The sequence below is a fragment of the Candidatus Tisiphia endosymbiont of Micropterix aruncella genome (genome assembly GCF_965178575.1).
Lineage (GTDB): Bacteria > Pseudomonadota > Alphaproteobacteria > Rickettsiales > Rickettsiaceae > Tisiphia.
In genome coordinates this window covers 77,456-90,588 of the sequence record NZ_OZ238268.1, presented here as the reverse complement: position 1 = coordinate 90,588, position 13,133 = coordinate 77,456, and the positions used below count along the sequence as shown (strand labels likewise).

13 protein-coding genes and 1 pseudogene are annotated in these 13,133 nt (G+C 32.2%); 6 read left to right on the top strand and 8 right to left on the bottom strand.

Annotated elements, in window-relative coordinates:
- Positions 1–16: 16 nt before the first annotated feature.
- Positions 17–3,259, top strand: a complete 3,243-nt coding sequence (locus tag ACN1AG_RS00480; protein ID WP_417905080.1) for a type IV secretion system protein — start codon at positions 17–19, stop codon at positions 3,257–3,259.
- Positions 3,260–3,328: 69 nt separating this feature from the next.
- On the opposite strand, the gene dnaN is transcribed toward ACN1AG_RS00480, so the two are convergent.
- Complete coding sequence (gene dnaN, locus ACN1AG_RS00475; protein WP_367364720.1) at positions 3,329–4,492, bottom strand: DNA polymerase III subunit beta; 1,164 nt, start codon at positions 4,490–4,492, stop codon at positions 3,329–3,331.
- A gap of 73 nt (positions 4,493–4,565) precedes the next feature.
- Complete coding sequence (locus tag ACN1AG_RS00470) at positions 4,566–4,754, bottom strand: hypothetical protein (protein ID WP_417905079.1); 189 nt, start codon at positions 4,752–4,754, stop codon at positions 4,566–4,568.
- Between the two features lie 559 nt (positions 4,755–5,313).
- Here ACN1AG_RS00470 and ACN1AG_RS00465 point away from each other — a divergent pair.
- Together ACN1AG_RS00465 and ACN1AG_RS00460 are read left to right on the top strand one after the other, a co-directional pair.
- Entirely contained in the window at positions 5,314–6,039 is a 726-nt protein-coding gene (locus ACN1AG_RS00465; protein WP_417905078.1) for a hypothetical protein, read from the top strand.
- 82 nt (positions 6,040–6,121) lie between these two features.
- Positions 6,122–6,982: pseudogene (locus ACN1AG_RS00460) on the top strand (IS982 family transposase); the annotation flags it as partial.
- A gap of 14 nt (positions 6,983–6,996) precedes the next feature.
- On the opposite strand, the gene ACN1AG_RS00455 reads toward ACN1AG_RS00460, so the two are convergent.
- Complete coding sequence (locus ACN1AG_RS00455; protein WP_367363772.1) at positions 6,997–7,887, bottom strand: IS982 family transposase; 891 nt, start codon at positions 7,885–7,887, stop codon at positions 6,997–6,999.
- A gap of 152 nt (positions 7,888–8,039) precedes the next feature.
- On the opposite strand from ACN1AG_RS00455, the gene ACN1AG_RS00450 reads away from it, so the two are divergent.
- Positions 8,040–8,273: a hypothetical protein gene (locus ACN1AG_RS00450; RefSeq protein ID WP_417904495.1), complete on the top strand. Its 234-nt coding sequence runs from the start codon at positions 8,040–8,042 to the stop codon at positions 8,271–8,273.
- Between the two features lie 302 nt (positions 8,274–8,575).
- Entirely contained in the window at positions 8,576–9,685 is a 1,110-nt protein-coding gene (locus tag ACN1AG_RS00445) for an IS66 family transposase (protein ID WP_417904515.1), read from the top strand.
- Here the strand turns inward: ACN1AG_RS00445 and tnpB are convergent.
- The 5 genes from tnpB to ACN1AG_RS00420 all read right to left on the bottom strand — a co-directional run bounded on the left by tnpB (position 9,682) and on the right by ACN1AG_RS00420 (position 11,997).
- Positions 9,682–10,035 carry an IS66 family insertion sequence element accessory protein TnpB gene (tnpB, locus tag ACN1AG_RS00440; RefSeq protein WP_341757307.1) on the bottom strand — a complete coding sequence of 118 codons (354 nt, stop codon included), beginning with the start codon at positions 10,033–10,035 and terminating at the stop codon, positions 9,682–9,684. The genes ACN1AG_RS00445 and tnpB overlap by 4 nt on opposite strands.
- On the bottom strand, positions 10,023–10,454 hold the full coding sequence (locus ACN1AG_RS00435) for a hypothetical protein (RefSeq protein WP_417904493.1): 432 nt from the start codon (positions 10,452–10,454) through the stop codon (positions 10,023–10,025). Before ACN1AG_RS00435 ends, tnpB begins: the two co-directional genes overlap by 13 nt.
- A gap of 460 nt (positions 10,455–10,914) precedes the next feature.
- Positions 10,915–11,367, bottom strand: a complete 453-nt coding sequence (locus ACN1AG_RS00430) for a transposase (protein WP_417905077.1) — start codon at positions 11,365–11,367, stop codon at positions 10,915–10,917.
- An 8-nt stretch (positions 11,368–11,375) separates the two neighbouring features.
- Positions 11,376–11,612 carry an IS110 family transposase gene (locus tag ACN1AG_RS00425; protein ID WP_417905621.1) on the bottom strand — a complete coding sequence of 79 codons (237 nt, stop codon included), beginning with the start codon at positions 11,610–11,612 and terminating at the stop codon, positions 11,376–11,378.
- 211 nt (positions 11,613–11,823) lie between these two features.
- Positions 11,824–11,997, bottom strand: a complete 174-nt coding sequence (locus ACN1AG_RS00420) for a hypothetical protein (RefSeq protein WP_417905076.1) — start codon at positions 11,995–11,997, stop codon at positions 11,824–11,826.
- Between the two features lie 198 nt (positions 11,998–12,195).
- Between ACN1AG_RS00420 and ACN1AG_RS00415 the strand changes: the two genes are divergently transcribed.
- Positions 12,196–13,086 carry an IS982 family transposase gene (locus ACN1AG_RS00415; protein ID WP_417905075.1) on the top strand — a complete coding sequence of 297 codons (891 nt, stop codon included), beginning with the start codon at positions 12,196–12,198 and terminating at the stop codon, positions 13,084–13,086.
- The last annotated feature ends 47 nt before the right edge of the window (positions 13,087–13,133 follow it).

Here is a 13,133-nt window from a genome sequence, read left to right as displayed (position 1 = left end):
GCCTAGGTTTTTATAAATGAAGAATATTTTTGTTATTTTATTAATTTCTATGTTGTGCCTTTCAGGGTGTACTGGTGATAGGTGCATTGATGCAGATGATTTTGGCTTTATAAAATTTGTAATTTCTTCAAGATATAAAAAAGAAAAGTTAAGCGGGCAACAACAAGATAATCAAACAGCTCCTTGGATCGATACTGGATATAATGTAAATGGTCAACCACTTACTATGTTGGTAAAAACTTGGGATTATTCTAAAGGAGATAAAAACAACTCTACAGAATTATCAGCTTGGAGTGCGTGGTATGGTCAGGAAAATAATACCAATACTTTATCTGAATTTTGTAAGAGACTACAAGTATGCCAATTTATAGATGGCGTCATGTGTACTAAAAGTAAGGATGCTAAAATTAGTAATGCACCATGTTTATTTAAAAATGGTGTAGGGCTATACATGTTAATTGCTGAGCGTGATACAAATCCTAATCTCTCTTTGGATACACAACGTACACCAAAAGGCATTACCGCCCACCTTGGTACACCTCTTGTTGGTTATGCACTTTATGATCTTAATAAAAGAGGGGAATTAGTAAAAGCTGGAGGAATAAGTTATCAATATGCAGATGAGGATAAAGTTAAATACGTTCAATGCCCATTATATTTTAAGATTTTAGATAAATTTTACGATGATAATAATGGTCAGTACCGTGTAGTTATTAAATCTGGGGTCACTGACACTAGACCTGACCCTATTGAATTTTTAACGAATTTAATAAAAGCTGAGTTATTTGGTGATGGCAAGAATAAAGGACTAGTTAGGTCAATTTATGAGGGTATTATTAAAACACCGGGGTATCGTGTATCTGTTTCGGCTCTGTTAACTTTGTATATTATATTTACAGGATTTTCTTTCCTGATTGGTAATGTTAATCTCACACATACTGAATTAATAATTAGAGTAGTAAAAGTTAGTATAGTATCTACGTTACTTAGTTCAACTAGTAGCTGGCAATTTTTCCATGATTACTTATTCGTGTTTTTTATGGAAGGGGTAGCAGAAATATTACAAATAATTAAAGAAACAGCAGCTACCGGACCTGGATCTTGGAGTATTATAGGTTTAATGATAGCCCCGCAAACTATGGCAAAATTATTTTCATTACTATTTGTCGATCCGTTAGGATTTATATATATAATTTTATTCTTGATAGCCCTTTATTTTATCTTCATGATGGTATTTAAGGCTACTATTATATATCTTACAGTACTGATAACCGTTGGGATGATTATCATAATGGCTCCAATATTCATTTGCTTTATGTTATTTGGTATCACGCGTTCATTGTTTGAAAACTGGTTAAGACAGCTGATTTCCTATGCACTGCAACCAATTATATTATTTACTGGTATTGCTTTTATTTCAATGATTATCAGAACAGAAATATATTCTTCACTTGGTTTTGGGGTATGTAAGTATGACTTCCCAAATTTAGGACCGATAAATGACCTATTTGGTAGTATGAATGAAGATCTAGACACTAGTCTTGGAGACTCAATATTTTATTGGTGGTTTCCATCTCCAATGAAAGCTGGCAAATTTTCTAAAACAAAGGCTAATATATTAGTGCCTGTCGATCATCGCAGCTATGATGGATCAGAAGATGGCAAACTATGTTTAGCTTATCAATGTATTGAGGAAAGATATGTTGAATTACCATTTTTAGATCCAGTCCAAGATTCAACAAGAATTGATAAATTTTTCAGTGGTAAGTTTGTTCAGCTGGATGGATTATTGTTAATTTTTGTATGTGTTTATTTACTAAGTAAATTTAATGATATAGCTGTTTCAAGTGCTAAATTCTTATCTAGCACCTCAGGTAATCTAACAAATTTACAAGCGATTGGACAAGCTGCTTATGCCCCTATTCAACAGCAAATAGAGAGACCTGCAAATTATGTTCTAAAGGCTGCTAAACAAAGGGCAAATCAAGCAATCGAAATAGCAACCATGCCCATTGCCAATGCCTATGAGAACATGATGATTGAGGGCAAGTGGTTGATAGAAGGGGTAAGAAAAGAAGCTCTGAATCCAAGGACAGTAAAATCTAGTGTTTTAGATGAAGTAAAAAGAACTTATGGTATAGATTATGAAGATGTTAATGTTCATGCTCAAGCTGATTACCAAAAGGGTATTAGTGAGGTTATTAAAGCAATTAAACCGGAGGGAACGGATAAAGAATTTGAGGGTAATAGTTACTCCGAACTTCGTGATTATTTAGCGGGTCTTAAATTTGGAGAAGGTAAAAAACTTGACAAAGATCAGCAGAAAGAGCTTGATGATTTAATGAAAACTAAAGATGGTAAAACTTTACGAGAATTAGCGAGTGATGCAAAGTTTACCAAAGATTTCCAGCAAGCTTACGTAGATGCATATCAAGCAATGTCAGCAAGGGGAATAGGGTTATTTGGTAAAAATATAGCACCACTCAAAAGTTGGCAAGAGATGAATAGGCGTATTGATGAAAAGAGAGAGCTACGTGATAAGAAGCGTAAAAATATAGGAGAGAGAATATATGCTGGTTATGAAGGATTAAAACGAGAGGCACTTACTGCTATTGTTGGTAAAGATTTACGGGATGCTTTTGAGGGTAACTTAACTGGAGCAGAATGGGAAGATTTTAATTATAATGATCCAAGACTTAGAACCCATAGTGAATCACTTAAGGATCAGCAACGATCTTTGGAACATCAAGAACTTTTAACTAAAATCAATAAAGAAACCATTGCTGTTCAAGGAGATATTTCATCTCCTGAATATCTAGCCAAGCTTGAATTACAGGATAGAACAGCAGATAGTGCATATTATGCAGAACTATCTAACAAAAAACTTGCCTTTGAGATATATGATGCTTTAGCTAAAGGTGAAGGTGATGAGGGAGAGAATCCCGTGTTGATGGGCGAGCGATTCATGCGAGAAAAAGCAACGGATACTCAAACTCGTAATATGATTGACAGTGCTTATAAGATTGAGCAGAAAATAATAGATGACGATAGATATGCACGCAGACAAGAACATTATGAAATTATGCGTGAGAAAGCTGAAGCTAATGCGGACAATCAATCTTTAGAGTATAGTAAAGCAGTACTAAAGAAAATAGAAGAAAGAAAAGAACTTATTAAAAAAGAAGTTAGATCTCACATTGATGGAATTAATCAATATCGCTTAGATGCTAGAATGCCTAAATATGAAAAAAAAGATTAGCTTTTTCAAAGCAAAAGATATATCGAACTGAGGTTAGTATTAACTTGTTACATCGAATTAAGGTTAATATTAAACCTTAACTGGCATAATCACAAAAACATCTTTAGGATTCTGAAGGGTTTTCAATAACATTGGTGATGATGCATTTAAAAAGTATAGCTCAACTTGGTTTGCTTTAGTAGCACTTAACACAGCACTTAGTGCGTCAGTAAGATATTTAGGATTAAAACCTATAGACAGATTATCTTCATAATCAAAAATGCATAAATTACTTTCATCTAGAGAACATGGTATGCATTCTTTAGCCACGCCTCTTGCTTCTCCAGAAGCGGTAATTTCAAGCAAGTCTTTTGATAAAATCAATTTTATTGCTTGAAATTTGTCTATAGTTATTGTCGCTACTCTATCTATAGCATCAGCTAGCAACTTGGTATTAATAGTAAGTTTATAGTTGTTCTCTACTGGGATAAAAGCTTGATAATCCGGAAAAGTTCCATCAATTAGTTTTGATACCATCATAATATCATTGCAAACAAATTTAATCCTATTAACACTTAGAAAAATTTCAATTTCCAGTTGAATATTCTTGGGGTCTTTCAGTATCTTAACAATTTCCTCGAGAGTCTTTTTAGGTAAAATAACTCCAAACTCGCTAGCATTATTGGCTATTTTTACTACTGACACTGATAATCTATGCCCATCGGTGCTAGCCATACAACATTCTTCATCTTTTACGTAGAAATAAACACCATTAAGATTATAACGAGTTTCATCAACGGATACCGAAAACAAAGTACCGTCGATCATTTTAACAAAATCACTACAAGATATTTTTAAAGTAGTTTCAACATTAATATCATCTAACGCAGGGAACTGGTTAGCATGTAGGGTTAGTAGGTTAAAAGCACAATTCTTTCCTAAAATTTCAAGCTGATCTGTTTCATTTGAGACACTGAGCGTTACATCATTATCAGATATCTTTCTTATTATGTCATTTAATGTTTTAGTAGATACCATTATTTCGCCTTCACTTATTACTTGAGCTGCTACTTTTTGGCTTAAATATATTTCCATGTTAGTAGTTATTAGCTCTAGCTTACCATCCTTAGATGATAATTTAACATGACTAAGCTCAGCAATTACGTTACGTTTTTCTACTACAGAATTGGCAAAAGCCAAAGCCTGAGTTAATGTTTTTGTTTCAACTATTATTTTTAAGTTATTATTATTCATATTATTTAGTATTTATAATAGCTGCAAGATACATAAAACCACCATTAGTTCTAATGTAAGTTATATTGTCACTCTATACCTCATTGACATTAGGTACATAGATCGTTTTCGTTTTTCCTGATTTGATCCAGTATTGATCAAGCAAGTAACTATGAATTTTATGCTGATTATCCTTCACAGAAACAGCTTTCTTCTTATGCAGATAAATAGCTTCTATGCCCATTATCTCCATATATTTGTGTATTCTATCCCTACCTAACATTAGACTTCTTTCGAAACTAGATATGAGATAAGGGTTTTTAGAAAAAATTAATCGAAAAACCGTAAGCAGTACGACAAACGTACGTGAGGATTTTGAGATTAATTCTGACGACAAAACCACCTCTCAGATGAAGTCTCGAAAGAAGTCTATTAAAACCATTTTCTAATAATTGCCTATGTATACAACAATATCCAAATTCAGGATTATCGGTATATATTTCGTCTATCCTAAAATATTCAAGTTGTATGGCTACTAACAAACTGCTTCTAATAGTTTGTTTATGTTTTTACATAATGTATAGCATTTTGTTTGGTGCTACTTTGTTTCTTTGCCATTCGTTTATCCTAAGTATAATTTTTATTATATCTTATTACAAAACAAAACTACCTGCTTTTTTGTCTAAATTTTTCAGTCCATTATACTATCATTTCGCGTACTTTTTGTAAACTAGTCTTAATAGGAATTGTCGATAACAAGGTGTATGACCGTATTTGGTAACAAGGTAATTGTCCGTAAATAGAGTATAAGTCTCTCTCAATAACAATAGAAGAGAGAGGTTATGCCAAGTAAGACAAAAATATTACAAGAGGTTATAAAAATGCGATTTGAAGAAATATACGACAGATACGATAGAGGAGAAATTAGCAACGAAGTTGCAGCAGATTTATTAGGATGTAGAGAGAGAACATTTAGACGAAAGAAAGTGAGGTATGAAGAAAGTGGATTTTTTGGTCTGTTAGATAGAAGGATAGGTCATATGCCACCTAACAAAGTAGCAGTAGATGAAGTAGAGCAAATGCTAAAATTATACGAAGAAACATACTATGATTTTACATCTAAGCATTTTCATGAACAGCTAGTAAAGAAACATAAATTTAAGCATAGTTATAATTTTGTTAGGATATCGCTGCAAGGATGTGGATTAGTAAGTAAACTTATTAATAAGAAGCCTCACCATCGTCTTAAAAGAGCTAGGAAGTCCATGGTTGGCATGATGCTGCATCAGGATGGTTCTACCCATGAGTGGATTTATGGACTAGGGTATCATCCGGACTTGATAGTGACAATGGACGATGCTAGCAATGAAATATATTCAGCATTTTTAATAGAGGAAGAAGGAACAGCAAGTTGTTTTATAGCCCTGACAGAAGTCATAGAAGCTAAAGGGTTATTTAGTTCTCTGTATGTGGATAGAGGTAGCCATTATGCTTACACGGCAATAGCCGGTGGTAAGGTAGATAAGAATAACCCGACACAAGTAACGTCAATTCGGGATAAGGGATAAGAAAGAATAGTGTAGATATAAGAGTTGCAAGGAGTTAATGCCTGTGATAAATGTTTTTGTGGAAAAAGAAATAAACACAGGCATGAAAAAAGATATCACAGAATTATATAGTTTTATAGACGATTTTTGTAAAATTTACTATGAATACGAAAAAAAGAAATTATTACCAACAGAAAAACAAAGGAATCGCCGTTGTGATATGAGTTTAAGCGAGATTATGACAATTATGGTAATGTATCATACTTCTTATGCTAAAAACTTTAAATATTTTTATAAGACTTGTATAGAATATATCCACAAAGGTGATTTCCCAAAAGCATTGAGCTATAACCGTTTTGTCGAGTTAATGCCTAGATTGTTTGTCCCACTTAATATTCTTATGCATTTGTTATTTGGCGAGGAAACAGGTAGTTATTTTATTGATGCAACGACAATCAAGGCTTGCCATAATAAAAGGCGATATAGTAATAAAATATTTAAGGGGCTAGCAAAACATAGCAAATCATCAATGGGTTATTTTTATGGGTTCAAGTTACACTTAATTATTAATGAAAAAGGACAATTTATAGCATTAAAAATGACTAAAGGAAACGTTGATGATAGGATTCCAGTACCTGAGTTAACAGATGGTTTAACTGGAGTTATGTATGCAGATAAAGGATATATTAAGCAAAACTTATTCGTCAGTTTATATGAAAGAGGATTAAAAATGGTGCATGGGATTAAGAAAAATATGCCAAATAAATTAATGGATTTAAAGGAGAAGATTATGCTAAGAAAACGTAATTTAATTGAAACAGTTTTTGATTATTTAAAGAACAAAATGAACCTTGAGCATACTAGACACAGATCACCTATAAATGCTTTTGTTCATATACTTTCTACACTAGTTGCCTATTCTCTTAAGAAAAATAAACCTATCCATAAATTGCAATTTCAACTTCCCTCTAAATTACGTCAATTCGGGATAAGGATATTGAGAACATGTAGATTAAAATCAAATTTTGTTGAAGGTTTATTTTTCTTTAATGAATAAGCAACAAGAGTAGATAATATATGGACAAAGGCATTTATTGGTGATCTATGTCTAGTATGTTCAAGGTTCATTTTATTTTTTAGATAATCAAAAACTGTTTCAATTAAGTTACGCTTTCGAAGTAAGATTTTTTCTTTCAAATCCATTAATTTATTTTCCATATTCTTCTTAATTCCATGAATCATTTTTAAGCCTCTTTCATATAAATTTAAGAACAAATTTTGCTTAATATAACCTTTATCAGCTGCTATAATTCCAGTTAATCTTTTTGTTAACTCCGGTACTGGAACCCTATCATCTACATTGCCTTTGGTCACTTTTAATGCCATAAACTCCCCTTTATTATTGATTATTACATGTAATTTAAAACCATAAAAATACCCCATAGAGGATTTACTATGTTTGGCTAATCCTTTAAAAACTTTATTGCTATAACGCCTTTTATTGTGACAAGCTTTAATCGTTGTAGAGTCAATAAAATAAATACCTGTTTCTTCACCAAACAACAAATGAATCAACATATTTAGCGGTATGAATAATCGTGCCATTAATTCAACAAATCTATTATAACTCAAGGCTTTAGGGAAATCATCCTTATGCATGCACTCTATATAACTTTTATAGAAAAATTTAAAATTCTTAGCATAGGATGTATGAAACATAATTATTATTGTTAACATTTCACTTAAACTCATGCTACAACAGCGATTTCTCTGCTTATTTGATGGTAATAACTTTCTCTGTTCATACTCCAAATAAATTTTACAAAAATCATCTATAAAACTATATAATTCTGTGATATCTTTTTTCATGCCTGTAGTTTGTTTTTTTGTTTAAAAATATAAATACTGCAGGCACTCCTTTTTGACAATCCTTTTATCTATTACTATTTCATCTATATCTTATCCCGAACTGACGTATATTATAACATCTGAAATATTAACAATAATGATAATTAATCGAAATGCAAAAGCCAAAAGTAGCGACCTTAAGTGCTGAAGAACGAGAAGAACTAATACAACATATTAAGGCAAATTCATTAACAGGAAATGATCAGCAAGCGATAATAGAACTTGTGAAATTTTGTAACGAACTAATAGACAAGCTAGCATCATCAAATATCAGTATAAATAAGCTTAAGGAAATGCTGATTGGTTTTAAGGCAGATAACAAAAAAAAGATAGTTCAGATTCATTAAAAGAACCGCCAAGTGAATCTGATAACGGGAATGGTGGTAATGAAGAAGAGTGCGATAAGCCCAAAAAGATAGATCGTAGTAATTGGCAAGGTAAATATGGGTTTGATGATTATAAGGATGCGAATACCAGCTATTTAGCTCCTGAGAATTTTTGTAGTGGTGATAGCTGTCCTCACTGCTATAATGGCAAACTATATAATAGTGAAGCTAGAAAATTGCTACAATTCACAGGTAACGCTCCAATTACAGTCAACAGATATGTAAAGAAAACGCTACGCTGTAATGCTTGCGACTATAAAGTTATGAACAATAAAAATATCAACAAATGGACAAATAGTAGCAGAAGTGCAATAGTGTTACAAAAGACCTATGGTACTCCTTTCTACCGTTTATCTAGGTTGCAAAGTTTAAGTGGGTTTCCTGTAGCATATAGTTCGTTGTGGCAACAATATTTAGATGTTTGGCAAGAAGGTGGTGGAGCTGAGATTTACGGGGTATTATTGGAAATGGCTGCCGAATGTAATTCACTGAATCTTGATGATACTAGAGCCAGGATTTTAGAAATTACTATAGCCAATAAAAAATTACGTACTCAAAATAAGAAAGGACGCAGCTGTTATACTACTACTATATGTGCTAAGACTACAAATAATGAGGTGATAGTTTTATATTTTACAGGTAATAAGCATGGCGGGGAGAATATTGGTAACGTACTAAAGAATCGTAAGAATAGAACAGATTCTATCCAATTAATGACTGACGCAAGTAACAATAATAACCCGGTATTATCAGAAGCAGATAAAGAATTACTAGCAATAATAGTGATGATCAATTGTTTGTCACATGGTCAGAGAAAATTTACAGAGAATGAACTATATTACCCTGAAGAATGCGGATATTTTCTCAAACAAACACGTGGTATTTACCACAATGAACATCAATGTAAAGAGATGAGCCCTGAAGAAAAACTGGGGTATCATCAGGAACATAGCAGTAAATATATAGAAAACATATATAACAAAATAGACGAATTATTTAACGACAAGAAAGTTGAGCCTAATAGTAGGCTTGGACAAGTTATGAGATATTGGTTAAATAATAAAGAAGGTTTGACCCAATTTTTAAAAATTCCAGTTAGCAGTCTTGATAATAATTGGGCTGAGAGATCACTGCGTACCATTATTTTACAAAGGAAGAATTCATTATTCTTTAAAACAATCAATAGTGCTGAGATACATAGTGGTCTATATAGTATAGTAAAGACTTGTAGTGAGAACGAGATCAATGCCTTTAAATATTTAAATTGGCTACAAGAGCAGAGTAGCAAAGCAAAGAAGCATCCTGCGAATTATAGCCCTTTTGCCTATGCAAGATATATGAATAATACGGAATTAATCAAGACAGCAGCTTAAATGACAGAACGCCAATCATTAGAGAGTTTGGCAGAACTAGGATCGCCATTATGAATAAGAATGTATAAGGTTCTATGGCAAATCTGATAAGATAAATTATCAGAAGGGAAGAGTTTTGCCGTAAATTTACCTTTGGATAGGCGTTTAGAGCATAGCCAAAAGCCTTGACCGTCAAAGGACAAAATTTTAATGGCAGTTCTGTTTTTATTATAGAATAAAAACAAGGAACCATTAAGAGGGTCAGAAGAAAGTTTTTGTCTACAAACAGCGATTAAGCCATCTATACCCTTGCGAAAATCGATGGCAATAGTGGCAACAAAAATAACTGACGCCGGGGTTAGTTGCAGCATAGAAATGTCTGAATTATGGTTTTTGGCTCTAGTGTTTGGATAATAAGCTTGGTACCATTTGGTTTAATAATGTGACAAGTATAGTGATTTTGTTTGGGGTTCGCTACAGGATCAGTAGCTATAGAATTTACTAGTTGAAATGGGACAAAATTAATATTTTGTTGTAGAGCTTGATTTGAAGCTGAGACAGGAGAAGTTTTGAGGGTAGGTTCATGGGCTTTTTTAATTGAACTAATTGTTGCTTTATTAATATTAATATTAAGATGTTTAGCTATCTCTTGGTAAGAATAATGATGGAGTAATTGGTGAACTAATTCCTTTAGATGGTTTGGTATGGGATCAAACTTGTTAGTTTTAGTTTGACGCCAAGCTTTAAATTGCTGAGCTACTTGCTCAATAGTAATTGATGGTATTTGCATAGTAGGAACCCAAATGTATAAAAAATTCATACTAGCAAAAAAATTAGATAAAGTTATGCAGTTTTGCTGCAAGTATACGAAGTAGCAAGGATTAAGTGCTTAAACATTTTTAGATCCCTGCCTTCGCAGGGACATCGAGCGTGCAGAGAATAATAATTATTCTTACATCGATACTCGAGGTTAATTATTAAAATCACATATTGAATGATGAAAAAAGTTAAAATGCACTCGCGTCAGCCACTTCAAGAGTGTATTTTTCCTTATAACAAAGCCAATTCGATGTAAGACATTGGTTTAATAGCCTAGGGTGTCATCAACTATGATTTTTAAAAAATTAAAAAAAAGTTTAAAATAAAAAAATCAAGTTGGTTAGAGAGTTAACAAATAAATCTCTAGGCTTAACATTCGCAATAAAGCACGACTTGATAAAAATTTAAATAAATATAGGTTTAAATTTTTATCAAGTCTTTGCCGATTTTAAATAATAATCTCTAACCCTTGCATTAGCAATGACAATAATTTTACGCATTAAAGCAGTAATGGCAACTATAGGCTTTTTACCTCTAGCAATTAGGTCTCTATAATATTCACCTAACTTGCTCTTTGATTTAGCTGCTGCCATTGCTGCAGTAAATAATTTGCTTCGTACATTTTGTCTACCACCACTAACTGAACGATACCCTTTATATTGTCCACTATCCTTAGGATGTGGGGCTACTCCGACTAAACTAGCTATTTGCCTCCGATCAACCTTACCAATCTCTGGTAAAAATGCTAATAAAACTTTACTAACAACCTTACCAATACCGGGTACTGTCTCCAATACCTCAAGCTGTTCTACAGTCTTTTCATCGGTTGTTAACTCGGCTATCTCTTCTTCTAATTTCTTTATAGCTTTGGATAAACATAACAATAAATCTTCTATACTATCTTTATCATCTCATTATTAGGTCCTGCCATCCTATTTTTCTCTTGAGTCTGCAATTTTACTAAATCATCACGACGAGATAAAAATATTTTTAGCTTGCTCATTTTTTGATCAGGTTTTTGTTGTAAAGATAATTCCTTATGCCTTTCTTGTCCATATTTTACTAAAGCTTGAGCATCTACAGAATCAGTTTTAGCACGAGTACCAAGTGATCTTATAAAGTACTTTATTTTTTGGGCATGTGCTCTATGAACAGCACATTTTTTGCTTAATAAAAAATTTACTAATTACGTCAATTCGGGATAAGGATTAGTAAAAATGCTTTAGCTATAACTAATACAAGATTTTGGATATGTATAAATTGCATTTCTGTGAATTCATACATTAATTGCTCTTCGTAGTGTATATATGTCTGCTATTTTTACTAATCCTTATCCCGAATTAACGTGTTTTACGTCCAATATTATCCCCAATCCAGCCAAAAATCAAAGCACCTATGGGACGTAAGACAAATGTCGAACAAACGGCAGTAGCTGCAAGAAGATTTGTCGTATGAGGATCAGTTTTTGGAAAAAACAACTCATTCATCAATATTGCCATATGTACATAAAGCATCAAGTCAAAATATTCAAAGAAACTACCGATTGATAGTAGTCCTACAGCTTCTTTCTGTTCTTTTGTTAAGCTTATTTGTTCTTTATAATTTACGTCAGTTCGGGATAAGATATAGATGAAATAGTAATAGATAAAAGGATTGTCAAAAAGGAGTGCCTGCAGTATTTATATTTTTAAACAAAAAAACAAACTACAGGCATGAAAAAAGATATCACAGAATTATATAGTTTTATAGATGATTTTTGTAAAATTTATTTGGAGTATGAACAGAGAAAGTTATTACCATCAAATAAGCAGAGAAATCGCTGTTGTAGCATGAGTTTAAGTGAAATGTTAACAATAATAATTATGTTTCATACATCCTATGCTAAGAATTTTAAATTTTTCTATAAAAGTTATATAGAGTGCATGCATAAGGATGATTTCCCTAAAGCCTTGAGTTATAATAGATTTGTTGAATTAATGGCACGATTATTCATACCGCTAAATATGTTGATTCATTTGTTGTTTGGTGAAGAAACAGGTATTTATTTTATTGACTCTACAACGATTAAAGCTTGTCACAATAAAAGGCGTTATAGCAATAAAGTTTTTAAAGGATTAGCCAAACATAGTAAATCCTCTATGGGGTATTTTTATGGTTTTAAATTACATGTAATAATCAATAATAAAGGGGAGTTTATGGCATTAAAAGTGACCAAAGGCAATGTAGATGATAGGGTTCCAGTACCGGAGTTAACAAAAAGATTAACTGGAATTATAGCAGCTGATAAAGGTTATATTAAGCAAAATTTGTTCTTAAATTTATATGAAAGAGGCTTAAAAATGATTCATGGAATTAAGAAGAATATGGAAAATAAATTAATGGATTTGAAAGAAAAAATCTTACTTCAAAAGCGTAACTTAATTGAAACAGTTTTTGATTATCTAAAAAATAAAATGAACCTTGAACATACTAGACATAGATCACCAATAAATGCCTTTGTCCATATATTATCTACTCTTGTTGCTTATTCATTAAAGAAAAATAAACCTTCAACAAAATTTGATTTTAATCTACATGTTCTCAATATCCTTATCCCGAATTGACGTAATTTCCTAGCATTTATCACCTTATATATTTATTAGTTTATAGA

What these genes read in the sequence shown, in the direction of transcription:
- ACN1AG_RS00445 (WP_417904515.1), top strand. Translation starts at nt 8,576, where the DNA reads ATGAACAATAAAAATATCAACAAATGGACAAATAGTAGCAGAAGTGCA.
- ACN1AG_RS00480 (WP_417905080.1), top strand. Translation starts at nt 17, where the DNA reads ATGAAGAATATTTTTGTTATTTTATTAATTTCTATGTTGTGCCTTTCA.
- ACN1AG_RS00450 (WP_417904495.1), top strand. Translation starts at nt 8,040, where the DNA reads ATGCAAAAGCCAAAAGTAGCGACCTTAAGTGCTGAAGAACGAGAAGAA.
- tnpB (WP_341757307.1), bottom strand. Translation starts at nt 10,035, where the DNA reads ATGCTGCAACTAACCCCGGCGTCAGTTATTTTTGTTGCCACTATTGCC.
- ACN1AG_RS00420 (WP_417905076.1), bottom strand. Translation starts at nt 11,997, where the DNA reads ATGCTTTATGTACATATGGCAATATTGATGAATGAGTTGTTTTTTCCA.
- ACN1AG_RS00435 (WP_417904493.1), bottom strand. Translation starts at nt 10,454, where the DNA reads ATGCAAATACCATCAATTACTATTGAGCAAGTAGCTCAGCAATTTAAA.
- dnaN (WP_367364720.1), bottom strand. Translation starts at nt 4,492, where the DNA reads ATGAATAATAATAACTTAAAAATAATAGTTGAAACAAAAACATTAACT.
- ACN1AG_RS00470 (WP_417905079.1), bottom strand. Translation starts at nt 4,754, where the DNA reads ATGTTAGGTAGGGATAGAATACACAAATATATGGAGATAATGGGCATA.
- ACN1AG_RS00465 (WP_417905078.1), top strand. Translation starts at nt 5,314, where the DNA reads ATGCCAAGTAAGACAAAAATATTACAAGAGGTTATAAAAATGCGATTT.
- ACN1AG_RS00455 (WP_367363772.1), bottom strand. Translation starts at nt 7,887, where the DNA reads ATGAAAAAAGATATCACAGAATTATATAGTTTTATAGATGATTTTTGT.
- ACN1AG_RS00415 (WP_417905075.1), top strand. Translation starts at nt 12,196, where the DNA reads ATGAAAAAAGATATCACAGAATTATATAGTTTTATAGATGATTTTTGT.